Consider the following 19,385-nt stretch of genomic DNA (forward strand, 5'->3'; position numbering starts at 1 on the left):
CGAATCATAAAGTGGTGTTATTTGTGAAGGTATTTGTGCCATTAGTGTTTCATTGGTTTTTAAATCCAATCCAGCTTAACTTCTTAATGTTTAAAAAAGTAAAACAATGAGGCTGAAAAAAGTAAGTATGATTTGAAAGAAGAGTTTAAATTAAATCTTCAGCCTCAGAAATTGTATTTAAAATATAATCGGGGGCGGCTTTTTCAAGCTCGGTTCTGCTTTGTGCTCCGGAAAGAACAGCCACCGTCATGCCGCAGCCTGCATTTTTACCTTCCTCAATGTCTATCACAGAATCTCCGGCTTTTAATACTTTCCCCGGTTCCTGGATATTGAATTTTTTCATAGCAAGATGGATCATTTCCGGACTTGGCCTGCTCTCCGAAACATCATCAGCCGTGATCAAAGCATCGAAGTGTACATTTTCTTTCCATTGAAGTTTGTCCAAAAGCTGGTGGGCAATTTCTGAAGTATATCCCGTATTAAGAACCACCTTTTTATTTTTAGCCTTCATTTTTAACAGGAAATCCTCAGTCCCGTTGATGGGCTTCACTTCCAGTTTCTGATAAGCTTCTTTCAGCTGATCCGAGAAGTTTTCAAAAATAGCGGGAGCATCGTCTTCATTCCCTTTAATTTCCCTCAGTAAACTTGTAATCGCTTCCAGTTTTTCCATTCCGGCACAGCTTGATAATACTTTGTCTAAAGTCACCTCATATCCGTAATCATTTACGGCATCCGTCAGGGTTTTATACACTACATTGTCTTCGTTAATGGTTGTTCCGGCCATATCCAGAACCAATAATTCTATATTTTTCATTGAAATTTATGCGTAAATTTTGTCTATATTAAATTTTGAAAAGCCTCCGCTTCCCGTCATTCCCTTTCCTCCTATACCGGTTACAATGTGGATATTCTGTGAAGGGCTGTGTTCAAAAATATCTTTTGTTTTGCATTGAGAATATACCCCGAACCATCTTCTCTGGATTTCATAAGTAGGCAGATCAATGATCTTTTTAGCTTCATGAATCATAAATTCATCAATTTCCATATTCAGATCATAGCCCAGATCGTCTGCATGTTTGGCGTCTGCATATTCATGAGAATCTCCTAAAATAATAGAGCCGTCCAAAGCCTGCTTGAATAAAATATGTATTCCGAACTTCTTTTCGAATGACTTTGGATCTTCTAACGATTTGATTTTCTGGAAAGAAGCACATTCACTGAACGATTCATATCTTCTGATGGAAAGTCCGGTCAGGATATTTCCCGGAAGCGAATAGATGCCCTGGGGTTTTGTCTGAAGCATCTGAAGCTTGCTTACTTCTAAGTCGCTTTCATTGAATATATTAGGGTAAAGTGTTTTAAACTCGTGCCCGCCGCAGATGATTATTTTTGAGGCAGTGAATTCATTTCCATCAGTAGCGATAGCCGTACAATGAGTTCCGTTTTCTCCTGTTTCCGTAATCGTGGTGTTATAGAAAATCTGAAGTCCCATTTTTTCCTGCAGAAGCTTATGAAGTTTAACGATCATGTCTGCGGAATCTACCGAGAGTTCCTGCGGGAAAAACAAACCTCCCTTACAGTAATCTGAACGAAGTCCGTCAAATTTCTTGATGCAGTCGTTTTTAGATAACAAAACAGATTCATAGCCGTTATTCCTGTTGATTTCATACAGCTCTTCAATAAGCTGAATTTCTTCGTCATTGGACGCGATATACACGGATCCGTTTTTTCTTATGGTAAGATCTGCCTGAGCATGAAGTTCGTTATAGATGTCCAGACTTTCCCTTCCGAAATTTTGCCACTTGAGATCCATGCCGGAGGGAACTACCTGTCCGAAATTTCTTACGGTAGCCCCTTGAGGAACAGAATTTCTTTCCAGTATAGCGACCCGGAGATTTTTCTTCAGAGCATGGTAGGCATGGAATGTTCCCAAAATACCTCCTCCTACAACGAGTAAATCAAATTTTGCTGTCATTTTTTTACTTTATTTATAAAATTTTCGACGTATCGAAATTGATGAATTGATTAGAATTTGATTTCGGTTTTGCCTTTTTTCTGAATGCCAGAAAAGCAATGACCGAAAGGATAAAAACAGCGGCCGTAATAATATAATTCAGATGAATATAAAAATTGAGCCACGAAGTCTGTGCAGAACCGAAGTTTTTGTACAGAAGGATCAGAACACTTCCCAGATAACCGAAAGAATCTACGGTATAAATCAGGAAACCTACATTGCCTTTAATGTCAAAAGCAGCAATCATCCGGTCAAAGTAAATTCCGTTGAAGGGAATATAACAGATATACATTCCGAAACCTGAAATCACCATCCACATAAAGGGAGAAAGTGAGGCATTCTGAAATAAATAGGTAGAGAATCCCACCGTCAGAATTCCTGCAAAAAGGATGTAATGATAATAGTCGAAAGCTTTTTTATTGTTTTTAACCTTCACCATAAATCCTAAAATCAGGAGAACCATTATTGCAATGGGAATTTCCGTCAGTGTAAAAACAGAACTGTCAAACTTGAAATGCAGGCCGTCCCAGATCTCGCGGTTGAAATTATCCCTGAAATCTCTTAAAACAGTCAAACAGACATACAGAAAAATAATGCAGACCACAGGAACAAAAAACCGACGGATCAGCTCCTTTCTTTCTGCTCTGTTCAAAGGCTCTCTTTTATTTTTAAGCTGAATATCTTCTTCTGTAGGTTGAGGAATCCTTTCCAGCAGAAAAGCGAAAATAACCAAAGGAATAATGAATATCAATCCGGTGCAGAAAGGCATCCAGAATTCTGAAACCGGAAACGTATCCATGATAAACTTTCCGGCAGATTTTGTAAAACCTGAAGAAACGACGAAGCTTGAGCATAAAAACAGCCCGATAATTTCCGTGGTTCTTCTTCCTTCAATATAAGAAAATACAATTCCCCAGATCATGCCCAGCGGAATTCCGTTGATGAACATGAAAACGATATTATAAGGAGCCGGAACTGCTGCAAATCCCAATAAAGCAAGCTCTGCCACACCAATAAACATCAACAGATAAACAATTCTCTTTTCCGGTTTCAGCTCAGAAATAAATTTGATACCGATAAATTTTGAAATAAAATATCCAACGGCCTGAGCAATAATAATCAGAATTTTATAATCTACTCCAAAGTAGGAAAGCCCTTCAAAAGAAGCTACAGTAAAAGGTTTTCTGAAGCCATACATGCAGAAGTAAACACCGAAAGCGGCAAAAGCTGCCTTCAGTGTTACTAATGTTTTTTTATTGATACTTTGAGCCATTATGCAGGTTTAAAAGTTCAGTTTTATTCCGAGGTTACATCTTACTCCGTAATATTCTACCTGCTCCGGGCGGTCTTCATTCTTTCCGAAATGATAGATGAGAGGTTTGTTCAGGATGTTGTTCACATCTGCGTACAGCATAAGGTGTTTGGTCAGTTGATAAGATCCTCCGAAATCCAGACTGCTGTACTTTCCGTAGTAAGAATCATTGAGATCGTCTTCAGCATATTCTACGGCATATTTTCCTTTGTAGTTGTACGCCAGTCTTGCATTAAATCCTTTTTTCTCAAAGAATAATTGTACGTTATAAAGTTCTTTTGCCTGGTAAGGAAGGGCTACTTTTCTTCCGCTTGGCTTTTCCATTTCAGAGGTCATAAAAGTAGCATTCACCTGAGTTCCGAAATATTGAAGGAAACCGGGAAGGAAATCAAACCTTTTGGTCGTTCCAAGCTCTATACCGCCTAGCCATGCTGCTTTCCCGTTGTTGGGTGCTGTAAACTGTACCCCATTCATTCCATTATAATTTCCTATAAAAGAATCCTGGAAAATAGGATCTGTAATCGATTTATAGAAAACACCTCCGCTTAGGATCCCGACATTTGAGAAGTAATATTCTCCCATCAGATCAAAGTTGAGTGAATAGGTAGGATTAAGATCCGGATTTCCACCTTTAAATTCATTATCAGCTTCAATATAGGTTCCGCCTGGTGTAAGATCTCCGAAGTTAGGTCTTGAAAAAGTTCTTGTTGCAGCAAAACGGATATTGGTTTTATCGTTTAAGGTATACTTTACATGAAGCATAGGAAGAACGGCGAGATAGTTTTTTGTTTTTTCAACCGGGGTCAGAACATCGTCTATCACATTGTATCCTTTTACTTTGGTGTTGGTATTGGACAACCGGATTCCTCCTAAAATAATGATCTTGTCATTCAGTTTATAGGTTCCCATTCCGTAGGCGTCCGCATGTTTTTCAAAAACATCAAAATTTCTGCCCAGTGCTTTATTGTATTCCAATGCTTCCGAATCTGCCGGATTGATTTTCAGATTCCCCTGATTCTGAAACCAGAACTGATCCATTCCCGTTGTAGAAAGCACAGGCCCGAAAGTATTTCCGATGTGGGCATTCATTTCACTTAAATATTTAGGACCGTTTGGCTGGGTAGTGATGTAGGGTGAATAATCAGATAGAAGAGGAGCAGTTCCCCCATTCCAGTTGTAGAAAATGTCAGAAAACCGGGCATTACGTTCCTTATCTCTGTATTTGAATCCGTATTTCAGAGTCAGTTTATCAGAAGTATTGATTTCATGATTGAAGGCTGCTACAATTTTATCTTTTTCTTCCACGAAAACTTTGTAGAATTCAAGATCTGTAAACCTCATTTGCGAAGCATCCATTTTAAAACCCGGATCGCTGTAGAAACTAAAAAGGGCATCTGGGTTTTTATAGTCCAGCTTTCCGCCATCTGCTTTCCAGTAAGCTCTTGGACCGTTTCCTCTGTTGGAAATATAATCTGAATTGATTCCTACTCCGGACTGGGTGTACTTGATTACATAATAAGAATTGTTTTGCTTATCGGGAATGTTTCCGTATTTAAATCTGTTGTCATAATACGATAAATCCCAGTCTATTTTTCCTTTGTTTAAAGTATGAACTCCGCCTAAAGAAACAGAAGTAAGCTCCGTGATCAGAAGGTTATGGATGTTCTGAAGCTCCACTCTTGCGGTATTATTGGCCGAACTGAATTTATCAAACCTGATTCTGTGTTTGTAATGCGTCTCATCATCCGAAAGTGTTCCGTACATTCCTTTTAGATAGAATGTATTTTTGGGAGAAAGAACATATTCAAAGGCAGCATTCACACCCGTTGTCTTTCTTACTCCGTTGTAATCGCGGAGTTCCATTCTGAAAACCCCTTCATCACCACTTCTTCTTGCCTCGAAATTATCGGTAGACCAGTTTCTGATAAAGTGCGCCACATTGAATAAATACCCGAATTTTTTATCTTTCGTTCTTCCTCCGTAAAGAAGGCCGAGGTTGTAAACTCCTTTATCTGATTTGGCATTATAACCGCTTCCCACAGTGGCTTTGAATTCCGTTTTCATGGGAGGTGTTTTCGTGATGAAATTCACACCGCCACCAATTCCGTCTGCTTCCATGTCCGGGGTAAATGATTTGTTGACATGTACATAAGAGATCAGCTCAGTAGGAAAGAAATCAAAGGCTGTGGCTCTGGAAGTAGTTTCTTCTTCTGCGGTAGGAAGCCTGTTTCCGTTGATGGTTGTAGATGCCCAAAACGGAGGAAGTCCTCTTAATGAAACAAATCTTCCTTCTCCCTGGTCCCTTTCGATGGAAACACCCTGAACACGCTGTACAGTTTCTGCAGCATTTCTGTCCGGTAGCTTTCCTATTCCGTCCGATGCAATTACGTTGGTAATATTCACTGCATTTTTCTGAAGGTTTAAAGCTCTTGCTTCAGTATTTTTCAAAGTTCCTGTTACGACAACTTCATCAATGTTTTTTCTTGGCTGGGAGAGTTTTACAGCGCCCAGATCCAATGTTTCTCCGGCTTTTATATCTATAGCAATATCAGAGGTTTCATAGCCGATGTAACTTATCTGTAAAGTATAATGGCCTTCTTTGATATCGTTAATGGTGAATTTTCCGTCAACATCTGTAGCTGTATTTTTGGGTAAACCATTTATTTTGACTGAAGCGCCGGGAAGGGGTTGGGCGTCATCAAATACGGTTCCTATAATTAACTGCTTTTGTGCCGAGACAAAAAGAGCAAGACAAACAAAAGCAAGGGTAAGTAATTTCTCTAAATTTGTTTTCATTTTTACATATATTAAATTTTTTATGCAAATCAAGCTAATAATTTTAATATATATAAATATTTTGTATTAAGTATTGTTTAACAAATCAGAGCGGTTTGTTACTTGTATTTTACTCTGTTTCTCCTTTGAAAAACAAGAATGAAAATCGCGAATCATTCTTTTAGTCCTTTGCTTTAAGGACTTATAAGACTTTTTGGAAATTTATTTTTAGTTGAAATTTTGATAAAGAATGTCCCTTTCGGTTAACATAACGTTAATTTTGAATGGAAACAGGAAAATTAAAAGTTTACTATTTGTAAACTTTTGGAATTGATTATAGAAATAAATGCTCGAAAAGAGCAATGAAAAGTGAAGAATTACTATGCCGTATAAAAGTAAAGAACAAGCATAATACAACTCTCATTGCTGATGCTTACCGGAACGTGCGGAAACTTCCCGTTGAAATAAAGAGAATCTCCTTCTTGTAAAATAATTTCCTCGTTGTCTATAATGTATTTTACTTCGCCTTTCAGAATATATTTGAATTCCCAGGCATCTGTAATCACTTTTTCTCTTTTGGAGTTGGGTTCAAGGGTAAGCAGGACTGCTTCGAAACCTAAAGAATGAAGGCTTTTGCTGAAGATGTGCATGTACTTAAAACCTTCGGCCTCTACTTCTTTTTCGATGACCTGCTGGCTGTCTTTGGGAAGATAAATAAACTTGGCGCTGGATTTTTTTTCCACTCCTTCAAAGAAATAGCTGGCATCAATCTCCAGAGACTGGATCATATCCAAAAGTACAGGGAGAGAAGGAATAGTTCTTCCGTTCTCGATCCTGGAAACAAGGCCATTGCTTACATTGGCTTTGGAGGCCAGTTCATTGATGGTTAAATTATTCTTTTTCCTGATATCTTTCAGTCGTTTACCGATACCTATTAAAAAATCATTCATAGTGTTTGCAATTTAACCTCAATTATTTTTTCTCATTATTATATAGAAGGACAAAGTTAGTATTATTCTATATAGGTTTTGTATGATGTGGAGTCAATTCATTGAAAATTGTTATTTGCCATCTTAGCTTTCTCAGCCTATTTGCCCTTGTATCCTTCCTTCATTTTGCCCTTTCACCCTTTTCCCTTACTTTTGTAACATTCCTTATTTCAATGAAAAAAATTATCCTTATTGAAGACGAAACCAGTGTGGTCTCTTTTATAAAAAAAGGGCTTCAGGAGAACGGATACGAAGTTTCCGTGGCTTTTGACGGGCGTACAGGTGTACAGCTGGTGCAGGCCAATGATTTTGATCTGGTGGTTTTGGATATTATGCTGCCGGAAATGAATGGGTTGGATGTCTGCAAAGAGATCAGGAAAACCAATCAGCATGTTCCGATTCTGTTTTTAACGGCATTGGGAACGTCTGAAAATATTGTACTGGGCCTGGAAAGTGGAGGAGATGATTATCTGGTAAAACCGTTTAAATTTATTGAATTGGTTGCCAGGGTGAAATCATTATTGAGAAGAAGCCTGGGAATAAGTGCTCAGGAAGCTATAGAGCCTGAACCTGATAACGAACATGTATTTCAGTTCTCGGATTTGATGGTGAATGATTATACAAAGAAAGTCACCCGCGCCGGCGAAGAAATTTCACTCACCTCTACAGAATATAAACTGCTGCTGTATTTCCTGAATAACCCGGAAAAAGTAATTTCAAGGGCTGAAATTCTGGATGCAGTTTGGGGCGTAAATTATGAACTGGGAACCAATGTAGTAGATGTTTATGTAAATTATCTGAGGAAAAAGCTGGATAGTCAGGATGATAATAAACTGATTCATACTGTGATAGGAATGGGATACGTATTGAAAAAACCTTGATGAATGTTTAATAAAGTTGTTACAAATCAGACCAAAACAATGGTGCTTCTTATGCTGGTGTTTACCGCCATCATACTGCTTTTCAGTGGGTTGGTTTATTTTTCAATTGTCAACTTTTCGCATCAGAGGTTTTATGAACTGCTTAAAATCCGTACCACTACCATTGTTCAGATTGAAAAAGGAAAAGAGCACCTCGATCTTCCGGAAAATTATATCCTCAATAGCCTGAACGATGAGGAACTTCCGATGGAAAGGGACTATGTTTTTGCTGTTCCCACAGATTCCAATTTCAAAAAAATATCGCAGGAAGTGCATATCCCCGATTATTTTTTCAAAAGTATTGTCAAAAAAGGAGAAGCCAATTATAATGATAAAGAGTTTTATTATATCGGGCAGACCTTTAAATATGACGATAAAGACTATATCGCGATTGCTTCGGCCAAAAACCATTATGTAATTTATTATCTCGGGTTTTTAAAAAGAACGCTGATCACGTGTATTGTGCTTTCACTGTTCTTCAGTATGATTTTTTCTTTTTATCTGTCTAAAACCTTATTCAGACCTATCCTGAAAATTACGGGGAAAGTAAAGGAAATCAGTTCCGAAAATCTCCACCTCAGACTGGAAGCCCAGCCGGATAATAAAGAACTGAACGAGCTGGTAGATACCTTCAATGGAATGCTCAACCGTATAGAAACGTCTTTTGAAACCCAGAATCATCTGATTGGAAATGTTTCGCACGAATTAAGAACTCCCTTAACTTCCATTATGGGAGAAGCGGATGTGGCTCTTTCCATCAACAGAACGGCAGACGAATATAAAGATACACTGGAAATTATTCTGGATGAAGCAGAAAAGCTGGATAAGAAAATCAAAGCCTTATTAATGATTGCCCAAACAGGTTTTGACGGGAAGATTCAGAAGATGGATAAGGTAAGAATTGATCAGCTGCTTTGGGATGTGATCGAGACTCTCAGAAAAATTGATGCAAGAAACAATATCTATCTGGATATCAGTATGCTCCCGGATAATCCGAAAAAATTAAAAGTCCAGGGGAACGAGCAGCTGCTGCATCTTGCGGTAGCCAATATCATCAACAATGGCTGTAAATATTCTAATTTTCAGCAGGTAAAAGTGTCGCTTGGCGCTACGGATACCGATGTCTATATTATTGTAAAAGATTTCGGAATCGGGATTCCGGAGGTTGAAATGAACAAAATCTACGATCCTTTCTTCAGGGCTTCTAATACCAAAAACTACGAAGGCTACGGAATCGGGCTTCCATTAGCCAGAAACATTGTAAGAATGCATCAGGGCGAATTAATTGTAAGTTCTCACGAAAACCAGGGAACGACCGTACAGATGCGTTTTCCGAATTTTTATAGTATGATGCCGGAGGGTGTTTAGATAATAGCTGCGTTTATTTTGCTGAGGTAGAAACCCGGGTCTGTTCTTTTATAAAATTCAAAAAATAGAACAATTACATAAAAGCCATTAAGATAATGTGGCTCACATGCCCTGTTTATTATCCCGAAAACCTCTTTACAAATTCACAATCCTCGTTTCCTCAGCCTTCTTCGCCATATTAGCCTTCTCAGCTTTCTTTGCCCTTAAACTTCCCATATTAACACCCCTTAACAATATTCTAATCTCATTCTAATCTCTTTAATCACATTTTAATTCCGTTCCAAAGAGCTTCTAATCTTGCCGCTTTAGTTTTGTATCATCAAAATAAGATAACACAAACTAAATCTAAAAGATATGACCAAAACAATCTTAATCGCAACGGATTACTCTCTTGAGTCACTGAACATATTAAAAAAAGTACTAAAAGAGAAAGAAGCTTCTGAAGATCAGAACCAGTATAATATTCTTCTGGTTTCAGGATATGAGGCCGGAGATTCTATCAGAGATCTTCTGTTCAACACAAAAAACACGGTTTTTAATAAAATCAGATCACAGGAGTTCTGCGATGCATACGGAATCATCAAAAATAAATACCCGCACTTAATCAATAAAATTATCTGCGACATTTTCACCGGAAGTTTCCAAAGAACCTTCAACAACTATGTGAAATCGGAGAATATTGAGGAGGCATATTACTCGCCATCTATTAAAAGTAAAGGTAAAGGAAAATTCGATATCGCTCCTTACATCAAAAAATGCAAAGAACTTCAGGTTCAGGAAATTAAGGTTGAGATGCCAGAAAGACTTCCGGAAAGAGGAAGACTGGCTGAGATCTTTGTGGAAGCTTAAAGTACAGTAAACACAATTTAAAAGAATAAAAAAATGTTAAGAAATTATAGTAACAGCAGAACGTTGGGAGACAATATCAGATTGGGGACGCTGACTGCATTCACTGCAGGGACTATAAATATTGCCTCTCTATTAATCTTTCTCTCTTTTACGTCGAACGTAACAGGGCACTACGCCATATTAGCGGCAGAAATCAGCAAAGGAAACTGGACACAGGTAGCTGTGGTAGGAGGATGGATTTTCCTCTTCTTCTTCGGAAGTTTTCTCTCTAATTTTATTGTAATCAATTTCAATAAGAGAAGTAAATACTTTGCCCATTCAATGCCGATTGCACTGGAAATCATCTGTTTGTTGTTTGTAGGAATATATGGACAGTTTTATTACCAGAAAACAGTTGCAGAAACGGAATATCTGGTAGCATTGATGCTTTTTGCAACAGGACTTCAGAACGGGCTTACCGCAAGTATCTCCAATTTCTCGGTGAAAACAACCCACCTTACGGGTACTACTACCGACCTCGGGATTCTGCTTTCCATGTTTACTAAAAAGAAATATAGAAAAAGCGGAGAACTGGTTGCAAGAGCAAAACTGTTGATAAGCATTATGATAGCTTATGTTTTAGGAGCGGTGTTCTCGGGACTTACGTATTATTATCTGGAATTCAGAGTGTTTTATGTGATAAGTCTTTGTCTCTTAATTGTGATTGGGTATGATGCCTATAAGATTCATGTGAGACACTTTAATACCAAATACCGCTACAGCAGGATTTATAAAAAACCGAATGTATTGGCCTTCTTGTACGACAAGATTCATGGTATTCCTAAAAGAAAAGAAAAAAGAACGCTTGTTTTTGATGAATAAGCGACAATATATAAAGTAAATATCAGTATTATTTTTGTGTAAACTAGCTGTGAGGCACCCCTTTTTGATGGTAGAAAAGGGGTGTTCTTTTTCCATCAACTCAGAAACCTAATCTGTTTGTTTAACGCAAAGTTTGATCGTAAAGCCTTTTATTTTTAGGTAGGCAAAGGAGGAATCAATCTCTGATTGATTCGATGAAGCGGATGGATAATGCATACGCTTAGTCAGTGGCGTAGCCACCTATCTTCGCCCACTTAAAACTTAAACAGATTATTTTTAGACTTTGCGATAAAAAGCAACCTGTTTTGTAGTAAAATACCTTTCTTTCAATATACAAATACACCGTCATTTTGTAACTTCAATCCTCAATCGGAGTTCTTTTGATGCCGGGATTAAGAGCAGAGCAAAAAATCAGAATGTGATTAAAATGTTGATAATTAAATTTTAATTCACGGTTTTAATGTTTTAATTACGGTTTCCATTGACTATTTTTGTAAGTTGATTAAACGTTTTATGTCAGATATTATTCAGCTTTTACCGGATCATGTAGCCAACCAAATTGCAGCAGGGGAAGTGGTGCAGAGGCCTGCATCCATTGTGAAAGAACTTTTGGAAAATGCTATTGATGCGGAAGCATCCAAGATAGAACTGATTATCAGGGATGCGGGAAAAAACCTGATTCAGGTGGTAGACGACGGCAAAGGAATGTCTGAAACTGATGCCAGGATGGCATTTGAAAGACATGCAACGTCTAAAATCAAAGGAACCGAAGATATCTTCAGAATCGCCACCAAAGGATTCAGAGGTGAAGCATTGGCTTCTATTGCTGCGGTTTCTCAGGTTGAACTGAGAACGAAACAGAATGATGCCAAAATAGGAACCAATATCTACATTGAAGGCGGAGTATTTCAGTTTCAGGACCCGATACAAACGGCAGACGGATCTAATTTTCTGGTGAAAAACCTTTTTTATAATGTTCCCGCCAGAAGAAAATTCCTTAAAAATAATAATGTTGAATTCAGACATGTGATTGATGAATTCCAGCGTGTCGCTTTGGCTCATGAAAATCTGGAATTTTCCCTGTTTCATGATGATGAAGCCGTTTTCAGACTGAGAAAAGGAAGCCAGATGCAGCGTATCGTGGATGTTTTCGGACGTAAACTTCAGCCACAGCTGATTCCTATCAAAGAAGATATTATCTGGTGTAAACTTCACGGATTTGTTGCTAAGCCTGAAGGCGCTAAAAAATCAAGAGGCGAGCAGTTCCTTTTCGTGAACGGGAGATATTTCAGAAGCCCGTATTTCAATAAAGCGGTTCAGGAAGCTTTTGAAGGACTGCTTCAACCGGGCTATGTTCCTACATTTTTCCTGTATCTGGAAATGGATCCGGAAAAGATAGATGTGAATATCCATCCTCAGAAAACAGAGGTAAAATTTGAAGACGAGCACCTTATTTTTGCCCTTCTCCGTTCTACCATTAAAAGATCTTTGGGAATTTACAACGTTTCTCCAAGTCTTGATTTTGATAAAGATCCTGAAATGGATGCCATGATGAACAAGCCTTTCCCAAGCAAGGGAAACAGCGGTGGCGGCGTGATTAAGATGCCTGAAATTATTGTAGACAAAGATTATAACCCGTTCATCGAAGAGAGAAATGTACGTCCGGAAGAAATTCAGAACCTTACGGAAATGTACCATCAGAATATTACCGCAGAACCTTCAAAAATTAATTTATTTGAAGACGAAGATTTCGATGAAGATCTGATGAGGCTGCCAAACGGTTACTGGCTGTTCAATAAAGGAGATGTAACTTTGATGCTGGATTTGGGGAGAATGCACCGGCTGGTGGTGTCAGAAAACAATAAAACATCGAAGAAAAACAATATCAATACCAACCCAAATAGTCACTCGCTTCTGTTTTCATTGGAGTACCATATGAATGAAATGGAGAAGAATAAATACAATTCTTTCAAAAAATTTCTTCCGGAACTCGGGTTTGACATGAAAATTGCACATGAAAGCGTACTGAGAATAGATGCTCTTCCGGAAGGACTCAAAGAAACACAGGCGATGAAGTTCCTGGAGAACCTTTTTGAGATCCTGGATTATAAAACCGAAGAAGAATTTATGCAGTATTATCTGAGCCAGTGGAATAAAATACAGTCGAAATCCAGGTTTGATTTTATCTACAAAAAAGATGCGGAACAAATGATTAAAGATTTTACGGCATTAGGCTTCCCGGAATTTTTACCGGATGGCAAAAGATGCTTTTATGAAGTTCCGTTTAATGATTTTAAAAACAAATTTTAAAAATGTTTAACAATATACCGCCCATCACAAGAAATATTATCATCATCAATGTTATCGTATTCATTGGTACTTATTTTCTTGGGGATAAGGTGATCGGCTATCTTGCCGGATTTTATCCTTTTTCTCCGTTTTTCCATTCATGGCAGATCATTACCCACATGTTTATGCATGGAAGTATTATGCATATTTTATTTAACATGCTGACGCTGTACAGCTTCGGACCTATTCTTGAGCAGACATTGGGAGACAGAAAATATCTGATCCTGTATTTTCTGAGTGGTTTGGGTGCTTTTTTCTTATTTAATTTGTGGAATTTTGTTGAGGTTCAGCAGATAACCAATGAATTGCAGCAATTCGGCTTTAATGTTAATGCTTATTTATCGGGAGCCAATGTAAACTTTAGTGGAAATGCAGAAGCCATTATTAAGCAGAAAGAGCTTGTTGAAAACCTGAAAGGAATCGTTGCCACACCTATGGTAGGAGCTTCCGGAGCCATTTTCGGAGTGGTAGCAGCTTTTGCTACCCTTTATCCTGATTCAAAGATTATGTTGATGTTTATCCCTGTTCCAATGAAGGTAAAATACCTGATGCCTATTGTAATTGTAGTGTCAGTATATCTGGGGGTTTCCGGAAACGGAGGAGGTATTGCTCACCTGGCACACGTTGGAGGAGCTTTAGTTGGCTGGATTCTTGCAAGGATATGGAAGAAACATCTGTATAGATTCAATTAAAATTCTGTGAAAATTTTCCGTCTTGTCATATTGATCCTGCATGTGGGCGTTTTGCTTATGCTGCTGGGTACTTTAATGAACGCTTATGTTCCGCCTAAAATATTTCCGTGGTTCAATCTGCTTTCTTTAGCATTCCCCGTTCTTATGATCCTGTATGCCGTATTTACGCTTTTCTGGCTCTTCAGCTGGAAAAAAAGAACTTTTGCATTCATGCTGATCGGGCTGGTTTTTATGATTCCTGTGCAGAGATGGGTGAATTTTTCTCCGGATAAAAAGAAAACGGCGGATCTGAAAGTGATTTCTTTTAATATTAAAGGAGGTTCATTAGGAGCTGCTGATATTCAGAATTATTTGAATAAAGCGGATGCTGATGTGGTTATGTTGCAGGAGTCCGGAATTAAAGTTTCTGTTCACGGGATGGAAAAAGCAGGTCAGGAAGGGATGCTTGCCATTTTTTCAAGACATAAAATTCTAAGCTCGAAAGAACTGATCAAAGGAGATTTTGAAAACAATAATGTGTATGCAGATCAGGCAGATATAGAAATTAAGGGAAAAGTTTACCGCTTCATCAATATTTACCTTGAACCTTTCAAATTTGAAAAAGGAATGATTAAAATGGCGGGAGATAAGGAGGAAGACGAGAAGAAACTCAAGAATATTGTTAAAAGGCTGATTCCGGTTTTTAAAAAGCATCAGGATCAGGTGAATATCATCAGGGAAGGAATAGAAAATTCTCCTTATCCTGTTGTTTTGGGTGGAGATTTTAATTCTGTTCCCAATTCTTACGAATATTATCATTTATCCGAAGGTTTGGAAGATGCTTTTGTAGAAGCAGGAAAAGGCAGCGGGACCAGCTTTCATGATTACAAATTTCCTATCAGAATCGACTATATTTTTACCTCAAAAACAATACAGGCCGTTACGTATAATGTAGACCGAATCACCAAGCTTTCAGATCATTATCCTGTAATTGGTGCATTTTCTTTAAAAAATTAATAATCATAAAATTAGTTAAAACTTCCAGGCTTGGTAGGATTTTTGATGAAATGAAAATCGTACCCTACATTGTTATTTCATGAAGCCGAGCCAATTATTGTTATTTATCCATATTGCCGTTTCCGTTTTGCTGCTAAGCACATTGGGAAATGCATGGATTCCCCCTAATTTTTTAGGATCTCTTAATCTCCTTTCGCTTGGTTTTCCTTATCTTATCATAGTGTATGTTCTTCTTACGCTGGTTTGGATCGTTAAAAGAAAGAAAATAGCAATCGCTTTTTTATTGGGATCATTCCTTTTTTATAATCCTGTAAGACGCTGGGTCAATTTTTCACCAAAAACAGAAAGCTTAAAATCCATCAGAGATATCAAAGTACTTACGTTTAATGTAAAGTATGGAGATTTCGGCTGGGATAAAGTTAAAAAATACATCACAGATCAGGATGCCGATATTATTCTGGTTCAGGAGAAGGATACCAACAGAGCCATCAGAAAGGACATGGTAAAATATCCTTCCGTAATTCTGAAGACCAAACATAAAATTTTAAGACAGGAAAAACTGATTGAAGAAAAAGCAAGAGGGAATTCTTTCTATGCAGACGTAGATATCAATGGGAAAATTATAAGAGTTGTCAATGTGTATCTGGAACCCTTCAGATTACACAAATCAATGCTTAAATTTGATGGATTGGCAAAAGAAGGCGGAAAAATTGCGAATCTTTTTTCTCACATGACTCCTACATTTAAAGCACATGAAGACCAGATCAGAAAGATCAGAAAAGTAATTGATTTTTCACCTTATCCTGTGATTTTAGCGGGAGATTTCAACTCTGTGCCCAATTCTTACGAATATTATAATTTGGGAAAAGATCTTCAGGATGCTTTTCTTACTGTAGGAAATGGGGCTTCTACCAGTTTTCATGATTATAAAGTCCCATTGAGAATTGATTATATATTCACTTCAAAATCAATCATTCCTTTAAGCTATAAAGTGGATCACTCTGTAAAATTATCGGATCACTATCCTGTAATTGCGGAATTTCTGCTAAATTAGTTCCATGAAAAATTTACTCTCAGCAGTTTTTGTTATCATTCTTTTGCTGTCCGCCTGTTCTAAAAAGGAAACGCCGGGTTTTGCGGCTGATCAGGATATAAAGATTCATTATGACACAACAGCTGTAGATTCGTTTTCTGCGGGAGCAACTTCAGTAGATATTGTTCGCCAGATCAGAATGTCATCCCAAAAATACCAGGATTCTGTAAAACAGGCTGAAAAACTTCTGAAAGAAGAGCAAAAGCTCAAAGAGGAACTCGAAAAAGAAAATAAAGAGAAGCTGGAAGAGGAGAAGAAAAAGGCAGACGCCGAAAAAGCGCCTAAAACAGCAGAGGTTTCAGCGGCTAAGACAGAATAAAACACCCCATTACAAACATTTAATAAAATATACAATATGAAAAAACAAATTTTAACAGCAGCTGCAGTAGCATTGTTTGCTGTATCATGTACCAAATCGACAACTAAAACAGAGCAGGTTGAAAATGCTGACGGATCTGTAACTACGACTACAACTACCGTTTCGGAATCTCCCGCTTCTATTGTAGACAGTTCTAAAATAGACAAAGCGAAGGAAGATGTAAAAGCCAAAGTAGACGCTGCAGGAAATAAAATTGATGAAGCTGCCCAGAAAACGAAAGAAGACCTTAACAAGGCAGGAAAAGACATCAAAGCCGGAGCCAAAGAAGTAGGGCAGGATGTGAAAGATGCAGCGGCAAAAGGCGCGGCCAAAGTAGAAGAGGGAGCAAAAAAGCTGAAAGAAGACTTAAAGAAATAGTCAATACTTAAATACATAAAAGAATACGCGGCCGGAATTCAGGTTGCGTTTTTTTGTTTTCATATGTCTTTTTGATATAAGCCGGAGGATGGGAGAAGGAAGTTGTTTTTGCCTTTAATTGTAAAATAACCCGATTATCGGAATCTGTTTTTCTAAACGTAAAACCAAATGAAAAAGTTTAATTTTTTGACTTTTAGCTATTAAAATGTGCCGGAGGGTGAAATGCTTCTTTACTTTGTATTACTTTTGATAAACGAAGTGGCTTTGTTTATCCTTGTGATCAATGAAAATATTTAAAATCAAATGATTACTCCTAATCCCGGGAAGGTTTTTTCTCCAACTATTGTTTTTTTTGAGCTATATAACTTCCTTCTTCCGGCATCAGACTTCCTTTCCTCTTTCTATCTGTTTAGCTCCAGCAAAGGATCTATATATTCCCTGTCGTTGCTGAGTCTCGGAACTTTATTCTGCCCGCCAAGCTTTCCTTTGGATTCCAGCCAGTGATAGAAAAGATCCGGTTTTGCAATATGTACAATTGGTCTTTTTAAAGTCAGATTGTTATATCTTTTTGCTTCGTAATCAGAGTTGATTGTTTTCAAATGAAGGTCAAATGCATCAGTAAACCGCTCCAGATCATCCGGATGGTGACTGAATTCGAAGATCCATTCGTGGGCACCGCTTTCGTTTTCTTTCATGAAAACCGGAGCTCCGGTAAAGTCTGTAATGCTTGCTCCTGTGGCTTCGCAGGCTTTTGAAAGAGCAGATTCCACATTGGTGATCATAAGCTCTTCCCCGAATGCATTGATATAATGTTTGGTTCTTCCCGTAATTTTTATTCTGAAAGGATTGATGGATGTAAATACCACGGTATCACCAATCAGATATCTCCAGAGACCGCCGTTGGTGGTGATTACCATAGCGTAGTTTTTTCCTGTTTCAACATCTTCCAGGCTGACTACTTTCGGGTTGGAGAAATGAAACTGATCCATCGGAATGAATTCATAAAAAATACCATAATCCAGCATCAGCAGCATTTCATCACTGTCCGACCTGTCCTGAATGCCGAAAAAGCCTTCGGAAGCATTGTAAATTTCGTAGTAATTGATCTTTTTTCCGATGATCTGTCTGTATTGATCCCTGTAGGGCTTAAAACTTATTCCGCCGTGAAAAAACACCTCTAAATTGGGCCAAAGCTCAGAAATGCTTCCGCTTCCGGTTTCTTTTAAAACCCTCTGAAGAAGGACCAGCATCCAGCTGGGTACGCCAAGGATACTTCCCACATCTTCATTTTTCACTTCTGAAGTAATGGCTTTAAGTTTACTTTCCCATTCAGACATGAGAGAGACTTTTTTGCTGGGGGTTGTGGTGATTTCTACCCAAAAAGGGAGATTATCAATTAAAATAGCGGAGAGATCCCCGAATTTGGTGTTGAAATCTGCATGAAGTTCGGAACTTCCTCCCAGTCTCAGGTTTTTATTGGTGAAAAGCTGGTTTTCGGGGTGGTTGTTGGCATATATGGAAACCATATCCTTTCCTGCTTTCATATGGCAGTATTCCAGGCTTTCTGTGGAAATAGGAATGAATTTACTTTTTGCATTGGTGGTTCCGGATGATTTGGCGAAATGCTTGATATATCCGGGCCAGCTTACATCTTTATGGCCCTGTCTTGCTTTTTCGATGTAGGGTTCAAAATCTTCATAAGTAACAATAGGAACCTTGTTTTTGAAGTCCTGATAGCTGGAAATTGAATTGAAACCATATGCTTTACCATACTCGGTGTCTTCCGCGTGAAACAGCTGCGAAAACAATATACCTTTCTGAGTTTCAATAGGATGATCCATGAAATTCTGAATCTGATCTATCCTTTGGCGGATAAACCAGTTGACGACCGTATTGAAGAGTGCCTTTGTTGCCATTCCAACAAATATAATAATATTTGGATTTTTACAGAATTTTTATTGTGTTAAATGAGAGATGCTCCAATTTGTAAAAGACATTATTAGATATAAATTATTTTTCCCCGAGGAGAAGTAGTAATAAATCTTTACTATTTTGGGTACACAAATTTTATAAATACGGGCTTTTTTATAGGTCTTTTTTGAATATTTTTTTAATAATTTACTCAGTCAGTTTATTTTATTTTTATAGAAATATTTTTTTTGAGTTATTTTGTTTATTTTCTTAATATTTAGCCTGATAAAAAAAATTTTCTATTTTCTTGAATGTTTAGTTTAATATCAATTTTTTGGTTTGATAAAATTGGAGTTATATATTTTTTTTAAATTTTTCACATTTGTGTGATATTTTTGTTTAATATTGCTGCAGTCAAAATTTTTACCGCTTTTTTAGCACGTATTTATTTTGCTATTTGTGATTGATTATTAAAATTAAAAGCAGGATTAGAAGTATGTCACCATACTCAAAACAAACT

General features: G+C 37.6%; 16 protein-coding genes. 10 read left to right on the forward strand and 6 right to left on the reverse strand.

The genetic code is table 11. The features are described 5' to 3' along the window. Nucleotides 1-145 precede the first annotated feature (145 nt). The 5 genes from ACM46_RS03880 to ACM46_RS03900 form a co-directional block, all read right to left on the reverse strand. Nucleotides 146-814, reverse strand: a complete 669-nt coding sequence (locus tag ACM46_RS03880; RefSeq protein ID WP_048505269.1) for an HAD-IA family hydrolase — start codon at nucleotides 812-814, stop codon at nucleotides 146-148. A 6-nt stretch (nucleotides 815-820) separates the two neighbouring features. Then, the gene (locus ACM46_RS03885; protein ID WP_048505270.1) at nucleotides 821-1,975 is read right to left on the reverse strand and encodes a TIGR03364 family FAD-dependent oxidoreductase; all 1,155 of its coding nucleotides are present in this window, start codon (nucleotides 1,973-1,975) and stop codon (nucleotides 821-823) included. 13 nt (nucleotides 1,976-1,988) lie between these two features. Then, the gene (locus ACM46_RS03890) at nucleotides 1,989-3,287 is read right to left on the reverse strand and encodes a DUF5690 family protein (protein ID WP_053082662.1); all 1,299 of its coding nucleotides are present in this window, start codon (nucleotides 3,285-3,287) and stop codon (nucleotides 1,989-1,991) included. 9 nt (nucleotides 3,288-3,296) lie between these two features. Next, the gene (locus ACM46_RS03895) at nucleotides 3,297-6,122 is read right to left on the reverse strand and encodes a TonB-dependent receptor (protein WP_048505271.1); all 2,826 of its coding nucleotides are present in this window, start codon (nucleotides 6,120-6,122) and stop codon (nucleotides 3,297-3,299) included. Nucleotides 6,123-6,481: 359 nt separating this feature from the next. Beyond that, the gene (locus tag ACM46_RS03900; RefSeq protein WP_048505272.1) at nucleotides 6,482-7,051 is read right to left on the reverse strand and encodes a helix-turn-helix domain-containing protein; all 570 of its coding nucleotides are present in this window, start codon (nucleotides 7,049-7,051) and stop codon (nucleotides 6,482-6,484) included. A 212-nt stretch (nucleotides 7,052-7,263) separates the two neighbouring features. Between ACM46_RS03900 and ACM46_RS03905 the strand changes: the two genes are divergently transcribed. From ACM46_RS03905 to ACM46_RS03950, 10 genes are all read left to right on the forward strand, one after another. Further along, complete coding sequence (locus tag ACM46_RS03905) at nucleotides 7,264-7,971, forward strand: response regulator transcription factor (RefSeq protein ID WP_048505273.1); 708 nt, start codon at nucleotides 7,264-7,266, stop codon at nucleotides 7,969-7,971. Between the two features lie 3 nt (nucleotides 7,972-7,974). Then, nucleotides 7,975-9,378, forward strand: a complete 1,404-nt coding sequence (locus ACM46_RS03910; RefSeq protein WP_048505274.1) for a sensor histidine kinase — start codon at nucleotides 7,975-7,977, stop codon at nucleotides 9,376-9,378. A gap of 354 nt (nucleotides 9,379-9,732) precedes the next feature. Next, a complete protein-coding gene (locus tag ACM46_RS03915; protein WP_048505275.1) occupies nucleotides 9,733-10,227 on the forward strand; it encodes a hypothetical protein in 495 nt (164 codons plus the stop codon). A gap of 33 nt (nucleotides 10,228-10,260) precedes the next feature. Further along, nucleotides 10,261-11,088 (forward strand): YoaK family protein, encoded by an 828-nt coding sequence (locus tag ACM46_RS03920; protein WP_048505276.1) that lies wholly within the window; start codon nucleotides 10,261-10,263, stop codon nucleotides 11,086-11,088. Nucleotides 11,089-11,601: 513 nt separating this feature from the next. Further along, a complete protein-coding gene (gene mutL, locus ACM46_RS03925; protein WP_048505277.1) occupies nucleotides 11,602-13,398 on the forward strand; it encodes a DNA mismatch repair endonuclease MutL in 1,797 nt (598 codons plus the stop codon). Nucleotides 13,399-13,400: 2 nt separating this feature from the next. Then, entirely contained in the window at nucleotides 13,401-14,129 is a 729-nt protein-coding gene (locus tag ACM46_RS03930; RefSeq protein WP_048505278.1) for a rhomboid family intramembrane serine protease, read from the forward strand. A gap of 6 nt (nucleotides 14,130-14,135) precedes the next feature. Beyond that, complete coding sequence (locus ACM46_RS03935; RefSeq protein ID WP_048505279.1) at nucleotides 14,136-15,125, forward strand: endonuclease/exonuclease/phosphatase family protein; 990 nt, start codon at nucleotides 14,136-14,138, stop codon at nucleotides 15,123-15,125. Between the two features lie 79 nt (nucleotides 15,126-15,204). Then, on the forward strand, nucleotides 15,205-16,179 hold the full coding sequence (locus tag ACM46_RS03940) for an endonuclease/exonuclease/phosphatase family protein (protein ID WP_048505280.1): 975 nt from the start codon (nucleotides 15,205-15,207) through the stop codon (nucleotides 16,177-16,179). Nucleotides 16,180-16,183: 4 nt separating this feature from the next. Next, nucleotides 16,184-16,537 carry a hypothetical protein gene (locus tag ACM46_RS03945; protein WP_048505281.1) on the forward strand — a complete coding sequence of 118 codons (354 nt, stop codon included), beginning with the start codon at nucleotides 16,184-16,186 and terminating at the stop codon, nucleotides 16,535-16,537. A gap of 36 nt (nucleotides 16,538-16,573) precedes the next feature. After that, the gene (locus tag ACM46_RS03950; RefSeq protein WP_048505282.1) at nucleotides 16,574-16,954 is read left to right on the forward strand and encodes a hypothetical protein; all 381 of its coding nucleotides are present in this window, start codon (nucleotides 16,574-16,576) and stop codon (nucleotides 16,952-16,954) included. A 401-nt stretch (nucleotides 16,955-17,355) separates the two neighbouring features. On the opposite strand, the gene ACM46_RS03955 is transcribed toward ACM46_RS03950, so the two are convergent. Beyond that, nucleotides 17,356-18,870: a GH3 auxin-responsive promoter family protein gene (locus ACM46_RS03955; RefSeq protein WP_048505283.1), complete on the reverse strand. Its 1,515-nt coding sequence runs from the start codon at nucleotides 18,868-18,870 to the stop codon at nucleotides 17,356-17,358. Nucleotides 18,871-19,385 lie beyond the last annotated feature (515 nt).

Origin of the sequence: Chryseobacterium angstadtii (assembly GCF_001045465.1) — a bacterium.
Classification (GTDB): Bacteria; Bacteroidota; Bacteroidia; order Flavobacteriales; family Weeksellaceae; genus Chryseobacterium; species Chryseobacterium angstadtii.

Coding starts and splice junctions, on each gene's coding strand:
- ACM46_RS03880 (WP_048505269.1), bottom strand. CDS start 814: ATGAAAAATATAGAATTATTGGTTCTGGATATGGCCGGAACAACCATT.
- ACM46_RS03885 (WP_048505270.1), bottom strand. CDS start 1,975: ATGACAGCAAAATTTGATTTACTCGTTGTAGGAGGAGGTATTTTGGGA.
- ACM46_RS03890 (WP_053082662.1), bottom strand. CDS start 3,287: ATGGCTCAAAGTATCAATAAAAAAACATTAGTAACACTGAAGGCAGCT.
- ACM46_RS03895 (WP_048505271.1), bottom strand. CDS start 6,122: ATGAAAACAAATTTAGAGAAATTACTTACCCTTGCTTTTGTTTGTCTT.
- ACM46_RS03900 (WP_048505272.1), bottom strand. CDS start 7,051: ATGAATGATTTTTTAATAGGTATCGGTAAACGACTGAAAGATATCAGG.
- ACM46_RS03905 (WP_048505273.1), top strand. CDS start 7,264: ATGAAAAAAATTATCCTTATTGAAGACGAAACCAGTGTGGTCTCTTTT.
- ACM46_RS03910 (WP_048505274.1), top strand. CDS start 7,975: ATGTTTAATAAAGTTGTTACAAATCAGACCAAAACAATGGTGCTTCTT.
- ACM46_RS03915 (WP_048505275.1), top strand. CDS start 9,733: ATGACCAAAACAATCTTAATCGCAACGGATTACTCTCTTGAGTCACTG.
- ACM46_RS03920 (WP_048505276.1), top strand. CDS start 10,261: ATGTTAAGAAATTATAGTAACAGCAGAACGTTGGGAGACAATATCAGA.
- mutL (WP_048505277.1), top strand. CDS start 11,602: ATGTCAGATATTATTCAGCTTTTACCGGATCATGTAGCCAACCAAATT.
- ACM46_RS03930 (WP_048505278.1), top strand. CDS start 13,401: ATGTTTAACAATATACCGCCCATCACAAGAAATATTATCATCATCAAT.
- ACM46_RS03940 (WP_048505280.1), top strand. CDS start 15,205: ATGAAGCCGAGCCAATTATTGTTATTTATCCATATTGCCGTTTCCGTT.
- ACM46_RS03945 (WP_048505281.1), top strand. CDS start 16,184: ATGAAAAATTTACTCTCAGCAGTTTTTGTTATCATTCTTTTGCTGTCC.
- ACM46_RS03950 (WP_048505282.1), top strand. CDS start 16,574: ATGAAAAAACAAATTTTAACAGCAGCTGCAGTAGCATTGTTTGCTGTA.
- ACM46_RS03955 (WP_048505283.1), bottom strand. CDS start 18,870: ATGGCAACAAAGGCACTCTTCAATACGGTCGTCAACTGGTTTATCCGC.